Genomic DNA, 10,403 nt, shown 5'->3' with positions numbered 1-10,403 from the left:
TGCGGCATCAGAGCATCTACAAAACTGAACTGACCTTCCCGACGAACTGACATCCCACCGCCTCCAGCCGCTGCAGAACCAGTGAATCATATCAGTGGAATTTTGCAACGGTCCCCTTGTGGGAGAGGATAGCTCGCCCCAAGAGCGACAAGCGATTGGTTTGGCGAGCTTGGTGAGGGGTGAATGCGGGGTACGACGGAGGCCGATCGTGACCCCTCACCTGGAAAATCTAGCACTTAGCTGAAGCTAAGACGCTGATTTTCCTTCCTCTCCCACAAGGGGAGAGGACTAGCCGAAACCCTCCAAAACAAAAAACGGGCGGCCCACCGGACCGCCCGTTCTGATTCCAACCGTAACCGCGCTGCTTACTGCGCGTTCACCGCACCATCCACCGTTTCCTGGTTCAGGCCGGTCTGCAGCGCGAGCTGCTGGGCGCCGTCCATGGAGTAGATGTCGTCGCGGAACTGCACGATGCCGTCCTTTGCCGACCAGGCGGTGAAGTACTTGAAATAGACCGGCACTTCCTGCGCCAGCTTGATCGGCGTGTTGACGCGGGTCTGGATGACCTGCTCGATATGCTGGCGATCCCACGGCGCGGTGTCGCGCAGCAGCCAGGTGGCAAGGTCGCGCACGTTCTGGACGCGCACGCAGCCCGAGGATTCGAAGCGGACGAGCTTGTTGAACAGGCCCTGCTGGGGCGTGTCGTGCATGTACTCGTTGTTCGGGTTGTGGAAGTTGATCTTGGTCGACGCCATGGCGTTGATCTTGCCCGGGTCCTGACGGAAGGTCAGGTTCGGGGCCTTGGCGGCATTCCAGTCGACCGTCTTCGGGTCAACTTCCATTCCCTTGCCGTCCAGCAGGCGAATATTGTTGCGCGCCAGATAGGTCGGGTCCTTCTGCATCAGCGGCATGATGTCCTTCTGGACGATCGAGCGCGGCGCGGTCCAGTAAGGATTGAGGATGACCTCATAGATCTTGCTGTCGATGATGTGCGTCGGGCGCGATTCACGGCCGACAACGGCGGTGTGGCGCTGCACGACGCGTCCGTTTTCGACGGCTTCGATATAGGCGGCCGGAATGTTGACCATGACATAGCGCTGGCCGAGATCACCCTTGACCTCCTGCAGGCGCTTCAGGTTGGTCTGCAGCTGCATCAGGCGGATATCGGCCGGAACGTTCATCGCCTTGATGGTGAAATCGCCGAGCACGCCATCCTGCGGCAGGCCGTGGCGGGCCTGGAAGCGCTTCACGGCTGCGGTGACGTAGGAGTCATAGGCATTGGAAATGCCGGTGGCCTGCGGCAGGTCGCCGGAAATCATCAGGCGCTTGCGCAGAACCTGTACTGACGGATCGGCAACGCCGAGCTGCAGCTTCTGGCCCGGATTGACCTGCGGCCAGCCGCCCTGCCCGACGATTTCCTGATATTTCAGGATCGCCTGCTGGATGTTCGGGATGGCTTCGGGTCCGAAAATCGGATTGTTGGAGGCAACGGCCTTGGCCGAGCTCATCGCCTTGGCGTCGAACTGGTCGTCCCAATCGCCACGGCGCGGCGCATCGATGACGCTTTGCAGGTCCAGGTCGTCCGCAAAGGCGCTGCCTGCAACGGCTGCAAAGCCGCCCACGGCCGCGCTGCGGAGGAAGGCGCGGCGGGAGAGATCAAGTATTTTCTTGTCCGACATTCTCTAACCAATCCATCGAAATCGCTGTACGTGCGGGTCTGGAGGGACACCCGCCGGGAACTTCAGGCGCGCATCTGGCGAGCGCGCGACGTTGTTGCCGAGTTGACACAGCAATATGGCCGATTCGTGTCTCGCCGTCGCGCTTTCGTTGCAATGCGAAAGGCCGGACGGAAGCCGCCCGGCCCTTTCGAGAGACGAAACTAATGTCTGCGTCGTTTACAGACGGTAAAGGATGCTGTCGTTCCAGAAGCGGTCGAGGCGCTGGAGCAGCTTGTTCATCTGCGTGAACTCGTCTTCGCCGATGCCGCCGACCTTCTGGATCGAGCCGATATGGCGCTCATAGAGCCTTGCGACGGTTTCGGCGATGTCCTGGCCATCCTTGGTCAGACTGATGCGGACGGCGCGGCGGTCGACACGCGAGCGGCTGTGGTTGATGAGGCCGAGATCGACCAGCTTCTTGACGTTGTAGGAAACGTTCGAGCCGAGGTAGTAGCCACGCGAGCGCAGCTCGCCGGCGGTCAGCTCGGAATTGCCGATGTTGAAAAGAAGGAGCGCCTGGACGGCGTTGACATCCGAACGACCCTGGCGGTCGAACTCGTCCTTGATGACATCCAGCAGGCGGCGGTGCAGCCGCTCTACCAGGTGGAGCGATTCCATATAGAGATCGCGGATCGGGTCTTCATGCGTTTCGACGGTGGCAACGGCCTGCTTCTGGTTCTTGATCATGACTGCCTCTCTGTTTTTGTGGCGGTTCTTTTGTTTTCTTCCGCCTATGACCAGAGACTATCGAATGCATCTAAAATTCTACTTAAACCGCAGCATTAACAGGGCGTTACTAATCGCCCAGTGGGAATTACAGTGAATCACTCCTTACCCGGTTGCGGCCGCGCCGTTCCAGATAGAGGCCGATCCGGAAGGCGAGATAGAGGCAGGCGACGCTGACATCCATGACGATCAGCAGGTCGTCGGGCCCATAGACATGGACCCAGAGCGTGTGCGCCAGCACCTCGCCGATCGCCACCGCCGCCCACAGAACGGCGCCCCAGGCAGACCCCATCCAGAGCCCGAGCGCGATGATCGGATAGCAGACGGCCAGCACGGTGGAGAGCGTCCGCCACGGCACGTTCATCACATCGAAGCGGATATTACTGCCCGACGTGACGCCGAGCACCAGGTCCCAGTAGCGCAGTCCGAAATAGAAACAGGCTATCGCCGTCATGCGCATGAAGACGGTGAAAAGCGTCTCTATCAGGGTGCGCCGGACAGCCGGTCTTGAATCGCCACTCATGTGCCGGACGATATGCGAGCGATACGCCGACCGCCAGCCCGCCCCGTGTCAATTCGGCACGCCATCAACGGTTCATTCGACGTTCCGTTTCGGGAAGCTGCGTGATAACACGGCACCATCTGTTCGAAGGACCACCACCATGACCGACAAGACCCACGCCGTCGACCACATCACCGGCCATCGCCGCATGCGCCGCAACCGCAAGGCCGACTGGACCCGCCGCCTCGTGCGCGAGAATTCGCTGACGGTGGACGACCTCATCTGGCCGGTCTTCGTCGTGCCGGGCACGAATATCATCGATCCGATCGCCGCCATGCCGGGCGTCAACCGCATGAGCGTCGACAGGCTTGTGGAGGCTGCGAAAGAGGCTGCGGCACTTGGCATTCCGGCGATAGCCACCTTCCCCAACATCGAAATGGACCTGCGCGACATTACCGGCTCGCAGATTCTCGAACGCGAGAACCTGATCAACAAGGCCACCGCTGCGGTGAAGAAGGCCGTGCCGGAGATCGGCGTCATTACCGATGTGGCCCTCGACCCCTTCACCAGTCATGGCCATGACGGCATCCTGCGCGATGGCATCATCGTGAACGACGAGACGGTCGAGCTTGTAGCGCGCGCTGCCGTCATCCAGGCCGATGCCGGCTCCGACATCATCGCGCCGTCGGAAATGATGGATGGCCGCATCGGTGCGATCCGCGCAGCACTCGACGCCGCAGGCCACCAGGATGTCGGCATCATGTCCTATGCGACGAAATTCTCCTCCGGCCATTACGGCCCCTATCGCGAGGCGATCTCCACCGGCGGTCTGCTGAAGGGCGACAAGAACTCCTATTACATCGACCCCGCCAACGGCACGGAGGCGATCCGCGACGCGGCGCTTGATGTCGAGGAAGGCGCCGACATGCTGATGGTCAAGCCGGGCCTCCCCTATCTCGATATCGTCTGGCGGATGAAGCAGGAATTCGGCCTGCCCGTCTTCGCCTATCAGGTGTCGGGCGAATATTCGATGGTCAAGGCCGCCGCAGCCAACGGCTGGATCGACGGTCAGCGGGTGATGATGGAACAGCTTCTTTGTTTCAAGCGCGCAGGCTGCGACGGAATCCTGACCTATTTCGCCCCCGAAGTTGCAAAAATTCTCGCCAAGGCCTGAGCACGCCGTCAAACGCGCGTTGAAGACCGGCCGGCGCCACACCATATATGCGGTGTGGCCGGCACTTCTTCCGGCATTGGAGACGAACGACGATGAGCATGACCCGCGAAGACAACTATGAGCTTGACTGGCGCGCCTATCAGGGTGTGCTGTCGCGGCGCATCTTCGGCTTCATCATCGACTATGTCATCGTGGCATTGCTGATGCTGCCGGCAATCGTCGTGGTGTTCTTCCTCGGCGTCCTGACCTTCGGCCTTGGCTTCTATCTCTATCCGGTGCTGTTCTTCGTCGTCGCAGGCCTCTATTTCGGCCTGTCGATCGGTGGCCCGGCACAGGGAACGCCCGGCATGCGCGCCGTGGGCCTCAGAATGCGCCGCGTCGACAACCAGCCGATCGACTTCATGGTCGCGCTCGTCCATCTGGTGCTGTTCTGGATCCTCAACGCCGTGCTGACGCCGCTCATCCTGCTGGCCGGTCTCTTCACCAACCACGGCCGTTTGGTCCACGACCTGCTGCTCGGCACGGAAATGATCCGCGCCGATTGAGCCGAAACCTTCAATAAAACGACAATTCAGCCGGCAAGCGCTGCCGGCTGCATGGCATCAAAGGCGCGGGCAAGAACCTCGGCCCCTGCCCCCGGCTTCGGCCCATGGGTCGACAGCACCTGCCGATAGCGCCGCGCGCCCGGCATGCCCTGAAACAATCCCAGCATATGCCGCGTGACCGTCGAAAGCTTGCCGCCTGACGCAACATAGGCCGCGCAATAGGCGCTCATCGCGTCCAGAATGTCTTCGCGTGACAGCGGTTCGCGCTCATCCCCGAACAGTTCCGCATCGACATCGCCGAGAATGGACGTGTTGTGATAGGCCGCGCGGCCCACCATGACGCCATCGACATGCGCCAGATGCGTCTGCATCTCTTCAATCGACTGGATGCCGCCATTGATGCCGATGAAGACATTCGGGAAGCGCTGCTTGAGGCGATAGACGATCTCATAGTCGAGCGGCGGAATGTCCCGGTTCTCCTTGGGGCTCAGCCCCTTGAGCCAGGCCTTGCGGGCATGAACCCAGACCGCATCCGCTCCCGCCTCCAGCGCCGGAATGACGAGGCCCGGCAGAGCCGCTTCCGGATCCTGCTCATCGACGCCGATCCGGCATTTCACGGTCACCGGAACGTTGGAAACCTTCTTCATCGCCGCAACTGCCGCAGCCACCACGTCCGGCGTCTGCATGAGGCAGGCTCCAAACGTGCCGGACTGAACCCGATCCGACGGACAGCCGACATTGAGGTTGATCTCGTCATAGCCGAAATCGCTGGCAATCCGAACCGCCTCGGTCAGCTTGTCCGGATCGGAACCGCCCAGCTGCAGGGCCACCGGATGTTCCGAGGGATCAAAACCCAAGAGCCGCTCGCGATCGCCATGGATGATCGCATCTGCCACCACCATTTCGGTATAAAGCAGCGCCCGCTTGGAAAGCAGGCGCGCCAGATAGCGATAGTGCCGGTCCGTCCAGTCGAGCATCGGGGCGATCGAAAATATCTTCCCGCCCGATGCCACGGCGTCCTGGTAGAAACTGGCCATGCCTCACCCCTTCAGGAAGGGAATATACGGCAGGCCGCCATGGGTGAGGTCATCGGTGCCGTCGAAGATCATGTTGATGGCCACATAGACGATGACCAGCAGGCCGAGCCAGGCGATCCAGCGGTGCTTGTTGAGAAGCTTGGCAATGAAGGACGAGGCAACGCCCATCAGCACGACCGATAGCGACAGGCCGAATATCATGGCGCCGAGATGATCATGCGCGGCGCCGGCAACAGCCAGAACGTTGTCGAGCGACATGGAGACGTCGGCGATGATGATCTGCGTGACCGCCTGCCTCAGCGTCTTGCGCGGGCCGGAATCGAGATTGGGATTGTCGGCATCAGGAACGCCGTCCGTCGCCATGTCCAGCGCTTCACTGCTATGCTCGCGGTCAGCCTCGCTGGTACGCAGCTCCTGCCACATCTTCCAGCAGACCCAGAGCAGCAGGATGCCGCCGGCGAGCAGAAGACCGGTCAGCTGCAGCAGCTGCGTGGCCACGAGCGCGAAGAGAATACGCAGCACCGTGGCTGCGAGAATACCGATCAGGATCGCCTTGCTGCGCAGCGTCTTGTCGAGGCCGGCAGCGGCCATGCCGATGACGATGGCATTGTCGCCAGCCAACACGAGGTCGATCATGGCAACCTGAAAAAGCGCATAGATGGCGGACATCTCAAGGCCGAACATGCCGTTCACGTCTCCTGTTCTTGTTATCGCAAAGGGCCTGGTCGAGCGCGCCCGTCAATATGGCATGAGACCTGCCGGGAACTCCGCTCTCTGTCAACCGGATATGGTCACTTGGCCCTTGAATCGCCAGTCTTTCCAGCCAATAAATGGGACTATACTTGCGCAGGAGGACAATATGCCACTTTACGATCTCGACGGAATTAGCCCGAAGACGCCTGAAAGCGGCGAATACTGGGTCGCCCCCGGCGCCCATGTCATCGGCAAGGTGGAGCTCGGCGAAGACGTCGGCATCTGGTTCGGCGCAACGCTGCGCGGCGACAATGAAGTGATCGCCATCGGCAACGGTTCGAACATCCAGGAAAACACGATGATCCACACCGATCCGGGTTTCCCGGTCCATATCGGCAGCAACTGCACCATCGGCCACAGCGCCATCATCCATGGCTGCACGATCGGCAACAATTCGCTGATCGGCATGGGCGCAACGGTGCTGAACGGCGCGAAGATCGGCAACAACTGCCTCGTCGGCGCCAATGCGCTGGTGACCGAAGGCAAGGAGTTTCCCGACAATTCGCTGATCGTCGGCGCACCGGCCCGCGCCATCCGCACGCTGGAAGCCGGAGACGCTGCGCGCCTCGGCCTCTCCGCGCAGAACTATGTGCGCAACTGGAAGCGCTTCAAGAAGGGCCTGAAGGAAATCCCCGGAACCTGAAACCGGTTGCAATCTTCGGACATTGACCACCTCCGCAAATTGGTTCATGGTTGAACAAAGACGAGAACCGGCGTCCGCGCTGAGTGCGCAGCTGCCGCGCAATGGAGGAACCCCGCAATGACGATCCCGAAGACCATGCATGCCCTTCTGCAGAAGCACGACGGCTATTCGGGAACGCAGACCGGCATCGTCTTCGAGACGATGGAGCCCTTCATCGAGGATGGCGAAATTGCCGTTCCCGCACCGCAGGAGGGTCAGGTGCTGATCCGCACGCGGCTCGCCAATATCAACCCGTCGGATCTCCATTTCATCAAGGGCGAATATGGCCAGCCGCGCCGCAAGGGCCTGCCCGCCGGCTTCGAGGGCGTCGGCGATGTCGTCGCCGGCCATGGCAGATATGCCGAGAAGCTTGTCGGCAAGCGCGTCGCGTTTTCCGTCTCGATGGATGGCTCGGGTAGCTGGGCGGATTACGCACTGACCGCCGCGCACAATTGCATCCCCGTGCGCCCCGACATGCAGGATGTCGATGCGGCGGGCCATATCGTCAATCCGTTGACGGCCTATGCCATGTTCCAGATCGTCCGCAAGGCCGAGAGCAGGAGCTTCATTCTGACGGCCGGCGCCAGCCAGGTCTCCAAGCTCGTGACGTCACTGGCCCGTGACGAGGGCTATCGCCCGATCGTGTTCGTGCGCCGCAGCGAAATGATCGAGCCCCTGAAGGCGCTGGGTGCCGCGCATGTTCTCGTCGAAAGCGATCCGGATGTGCTCGACCAGTTCCGCGCCATCGCCCGCCAGGAAAAGCCGCGCGTCATGCTCGACGCGGTCGCCAACCAGCTCTCCGCCGACCTCTTCTTCGCCATGCCCAACCGCGCCAACTGGGTGATCTACGGCAAGCTCGATTCCAGCGCCATCAGCGCCCGCGAACTCGGCCAGTTCATCTTCATGAGCAAGTCGATCACCGGCTTCTGGCTGACCGAATGGTTCCGCGACACCCCACCGGAGGAACAGATCCGTGTCATTGGCGAAGTGCAGGCCCGCTTCGTCGACCGCCGCTGGACGACGGACGTGGCCGAGATCATTCCGCTGAAGAATGCGATCGAGAAACTGCCGGCGGCGCTGGCGGCGCGGAACGGGAAGATCTTGCTGTCGCCCTGAGGCAGGTCAGGCGCAGTTCGCGCATTTCCCGCGAATTTCCACCACCGTCTTTTCCGGCTTGAACCCCTTCGCGCCGAGAAAATGCTCGAGGTCGTGTTCGAGCCCGTGATGATGGAATTCGAAGACATTGCCGCATTCATTGCAGATGGCGAAAGCCGTCAGCCCATGGCTGCCGCACTTTTCTTCCGGATGCGCGCAGGCGACGAAGGCGTTGAGGCTTTCGAGCTTGTGCACGAGGCCGTCGGCAATCAGCTTGTCGAGCGCGCGATAGACCTGCAGCGGCGCCCGAAACCCCTCCTCGCGCAGATTGTCGAGGATCTGGTAGGCGCTCATCGGCCCGCCGGCGGCTGTCAGCTTGTCGAACACCAAAGCCTGGTTCTTGGTCAGACCCGCAACGCTCATGATATGCCTCCGCGCCGGCTTTCCCCCCGGTTGCCCGGGCCCGGCTGATCGATAGTCTTCCTCTGCGCAAACGGCAGCAGGCTGACAAGAAAGATGATGAGGGCCGCAACGACGATCGACGGTCCCGAGGGCGTGTCGAAGCGCAGCGACCCGAAAAGCCCGCCGACGACCGCGACCATGCCGAGCAGCGAAGCCACGACGGCCATGACCTCCGGCGAGTTGGAAAAGCGCCGCGCCGCCGCCGCCGGAATGATCAGCATCGCCGTCACCAGCAGGATGCCGACGACCTTGATGGCAATGGCAATGACAAGCGCCAGCAGCAGCATGAAATAGAGCCGCGTCCGCTCCGGCTGCATGCCTTCGGCTTCCGCCAGTTCCGGATTGACGGTCGCCGCAATCAGCGGACGCCAGAGCTTGGCGAGCGCCAGCAGCACGAGGATGCCGCCGCCCCAGATCATGACGATATCCGTCGGCCCCACCGCCAGGATGTCGCCGAAAAGATAGGTCATCAGGTCGAAGCGGACCCAGGTCAGAAACGCCGCAAGCACGAGGCCGATCGCCAGCGTCGAATGCGACAGGATGCCGAGCAGCGCGTCGGTCGAGAGCGCACCGCGCCGCTGCAGCGCCAGAAGCGCCAGCGACACGACGGCCGCGACAACGAAGACCGAAACCGTCAGATTGACCTTGAAGAGCAGCGACAGCGCAACACCCAGCAGCGCCGAATGCGCCATCGTGTCACCGAAATAGGCCATGCGCCGCCAGATGACGAAACAGCCGAGCGGACCGGCCACCAGCGCCAGCCCGAGACCGGCAAGAAGCGCACGAACAAAAAAATCGTCAAGCATGGCGATGCCCCGCATGCTTGCCATGCTCATGCCCATGATCATGATTATGATGGTCATGGCCGTGATGATCGTGGTCGTGATGATGCCCGTCGTCGGGATGGCAGTGATCCGTCACCGATCCGTCCGCATGCAGCACACGCCCATCCGGCAGATGTTCGTGATCGTGATGGTGGTCATAGAAGGCGATGGCCGCAGAGCCGCGCGCGCCGAAGAGATTGCGATATTCGCTGCTTTCGCTCACCGCCTTTGGTGTGCCCCGGCAGCAGACGTGACCGTTCAGGCAGATCACCGTGTCGGCCTCGGCCATGACGATATGCAGATCGTGCGAGATCAGGAGAATGCCGCAGCCGATTTCGCGGCGGATGCGCGCGATCAGTTCGTAAAGCAGCGCCTCGCCGGCATAGTCGACACCCTGCACCGGCTCGTCCAGAACCAGAAGGTCGGGCTTGCGGGCAATGGCGCGGGCGAGCAGCGCACGCTGGAACTCGCCGCCGGACAGATGATGGACTTCCGCCTTCTTCATATGGGCGACGCCTGTCGCCTCAAGCGCCGCGTCAACGTCCCTTGCCGGCAGCGCGCCTGTCAGCGTCATCAGCCGTTCGACGGTCAGCGGCATGGTCCAGTCGATCGCAAGCTTCTGCGGCACATAGCCGACCCTCAGACCCGCACGGCGCAAGACATCGCCTTCGGAAGGCTTGAGAACCCCCGTCGCCATCTTCGCCGTGGTGGATTTGCCGGAGCCGTTCGGTCCGATCAGCGTGACGATCTCTCCGGGAGAAACGGAGAAGTCGACGCCGCGCACGAGCCAGCGTCCGCCGCGCAAGACCCCTGCCCCGCGAAGCGTCACAAGCGCCTCTGCGCCATCGCCCTGATGCAACATTCGATCCGTCATCCCGCCTTGTC

12 protein-coding genes are annotated in these 10,403 nt (G+C 61.8%); 4 read left to right on the top strand and 8 right to left on the bottom strand.

Annotated elements, in window-relative coordinates:
* Positions 1-365 precede the first annotated feature (365 nt).
* The 3 genes from LQK84_RS10385 to LQK84_RS10375 all read right to left on the bottom strand — a co-directional run bounded on the left by LQK84_RS10385 (position 366) and on the right by LQK84_RS10375 (position 2,967).
* On the bottom strand, positions 366-1,679 hold the full coding sequence (locus LQK84_RS10385; RefSeq protein ID WP_230828620.1) for a L,D-transpeptidase family protein: 1,314 nt from the start codon (positions 1,677-1,679) through the stop codon (positions 366-368).
* A 216-nt stretch (positions 1,680-1,895) separates the two neighbouring features.
* Entirely contained in the window at positions 1,896-2,405 is a 510-nt protein-coding gene (ldtR, locus tag LQK84_RS10380; RefSeq protein WP_230828619.1) for a transcriptional regulator LdtR, read from the bottom strand.
* 127 nt (positions 2,406-2,532) lie between these two features.
* On the bottom strand, positions 2,533-2,967 hold the full coding sequence (locus tag LQK84_RS10375) for a DUF6163 family protein (RefSeq protein WP_230828618.1): 435 nt from the start codon (positions 2,965-2,967) through the stop codon (positions 2,533-2,535).
* Positions 2,968-3,106: 139 nt separating this feature from the next.
* Here LQK84_RS10375 and hemB point away from each other — a divergent pair, with 139 nt between their 5' ends.
* Entirely contained in the window at positions 3,107-4,120 is a 1,014-nt protein-coding gene (hemB, locus tag LQK84_RS10370; protein ID WP_230828617.1) for a porphobilinogen synthase, read from the top strand.
* A 92-nt stretch (positions 4,121-4,212) separates the two neighbouring features.
* On the top strand, positions 4,213-4,665 hold the full coding sequence (locus tag LQK84_RS10365; RefSeq protein ID WP_230828616.1) for an RDD family protein: 453 nt from the start codon (positions 4,213-4,215) through the stop codon (positions 4,663-4,665).
* 26 nt (positions 4,666-4,691) lie between these two features.
* Here LQK84_RS10365 and dusA read toward each other — a convergent pair whose 3' ends face one another.
* Together dusA and LQK84_RS10355 are read right to left on the bottom strand one after the other, a co-directional pair.
* On the bottom strand, positions 4,692-5,702 hold the full coding sequence (gene dusA, locus LQK84_RS10360) for a tRNA dihydrouridine(20/20a) synthase DusA (protein ID WP_230828615.1): 1,011 nt from the start codon (positions 5,700-5,702) through the stop codon (positions 4,692-4,694).
* Positions 5,703-5,705: 3 nt separating this feature from the next.
* Complete coding sequence (locus LQK84_RS10355) at positions 5,706-6,386, bottom strand: TerC family protein (protein WP_230828614.1); 681 nt, start codon at positions 6,384-6,386, stop codon at positions 5,706-5,708.
* Positions 6,387-6,561: 175 nt separating this feature from the next.
* Between LQK84_RS10355 and LQK84_RS10350 the strand changes: the two genes are divergently transcribed.
* A complete protein-coding gene (locus LQK84_RS10350) occupies positions 6,562-7,098 on the top strand; it encodes a gamma carbonic anhydrase family protein (RefSeq protein ID WP_230828613.1) in 537 nt (178 codons plus the stop codon).
* 117 nt (positions 7,099-7,215) lie between these two features.
* Entirely contained in the window at positions 7,216-8,253 is a 1,038-nt protein-coding gene (locus LQK84_RS10345) for an alcohol dehydrogenase catalytic domain-containing protein (RefSeq protein WP_230828612.1), read from the top strand.
* Between the two features lie 6 nt (positions 8,254-8,259).
* Here the strand turns inward: LQK84_RS10345 and LQK84_RS10340 are convergent, their stop codons facing one another.
* The 3 genes from LQK84_RS10340 to LQK84_RS10330 are packed head-to-tail and all read right to left on the bottom strand — an operon-like array spanning position 8,260 to position 10,380.
* The gene (locus tag LQK84_RS10340) at positions 8,260-8,655 is read right to left on the bottom strand and encodes a Fur family transcriptional regulator (protein ID WP_230828611.1); all 396 of its coding nucleotides are present in this window, start codon (positions 8,653-8,655) and stop codon (positions 8,260-8,262) included.
* Positions 8,652-9,500: an iron chelate uptake ABC transporter family permease subunit gene (locus tag LQK84_RS10335; RefSeq protein WP_230828646.1), complete on the bottom strand. Its 849-nt coding sequence runs from the start codon at positions 9,498-9,500 to the stop codon at positions 8,652-8,654. The genes LQK84_RS10340 and LQK84_RS10335 overlap by 4 nt, the downstream gene beginning before the upstream one ends.
* Positions 9,493-10,380 carry an ATP-binding cassette domain-containing protein gene (locus LQK84_RS10330; RefSeq protein ID WP_230828610.1) on the bottom strand — a complete coding sequence of 296 codons (888 nt, stop codon included), beginning with the start codon at positions 10,378-10,380 and terminating at the stop codon, positions 9,493-9,495. Before LQK84_RS10330 ends, LQK84_RS10335 begins: the two co-directional genes overlap by 8 nt.
* Positions 10,381-10,403 lie beyond the last annotated feature (23 nt).

This window comes from Rhizobium sp. C4, assembly GCF_021026315.1.
Taxonomy (GTDB): domain Bacteria; phylum Pseudomonadota; class Alphaproteobacteria; order Rhizobiales; family Rhizobiaceae; genus Ensifer_A.
Note: the sequence above shows the minus strand (reverse complement) of the source record. Positions and strands in the feature narration are given on the sequence as shown.

Coding starts and splice junctions, on each gene's coding strand:
- LQK84_RS10355 (WP_230828614.1), bottom strand. CDS start 6,386: ATGTTCGGCCTTGAGATGTCCGCCATCTATGCGCTTTTTCAGGTTGCC.
- LQK84_RS10345 (WP_230828612.1), top strand. CDS start 7,216: ATGACGATCCCGAAGACCATGCATGCCCTTCTGCAGAAGCACGACGGC.
- LQK84_RS10385 (WP_230828620.1), bottom strand. CDS start 1,679: ATGTCGGACAAGAAAATACTTGATCTCTCCCGCCGCGCCTTCCTCCGC.
- LQK84_RS10330 (WP_230828610.1), bottom strand. CDS start 10,380: ATGTTGCATCAGGGCGATGGCGCAGAGGCGCTTGTGACGCTTCGCGGG.
- dusA (WP_230828615.1), bottom strand. CDS start 5,702: ATGGCCAGTTTCTACCAGGACGCCGTGGCATCGGGCGGGAAGATATTT.
- LQK84_RS10350 (WP_230828613.1), top strand. CDS start 6,562: ATGCCACTTTACGATCTCGACGGAATTAGCCCGAAGACGCCTGAAAGC.
- LQK84_RS10335 (WP_230828646.1), bottom strand. CDS start 9,500: ATGCTTGACGATTTTTTTGTTCGTGCGCTTCTTGCCGGTCTCGGGCTG.
- LQK84_RS10365 (WP_230828616.1), top strand. CDS start 4,213: ATGAGCATGACCCGCGAAGACAACTATGAGCTTGACTGGCGCGCCTAT.
- hemB (WP_230828617.1), top strand. CDS start 3,107: ATGACCGACAAGACCCACGCCGTCGACCACATCACCGGCCATCGCCGC.
- ldtR (WP_230828619.1), bottom strand. CDS start 2,405: ATGATCAAGAACCAGAAGCAGGCCGTTGCCACCGTCGAAACGCATGAA.
- LQK84_RS10340 (WP_230828611.1), bottom strand. CDS start 8,655: ATGAGCGTTGCGGGTCTGACCAAGAACCAGGCTTTGGTGTTCGACAAG.
- LQK84_RS10375 (WP_230828618.1), bottom strand. CDS start 2,967: ATGAGTGGCGATTCAAGACCGGCTGTCCGGCGCACCCTGATAGAGACG.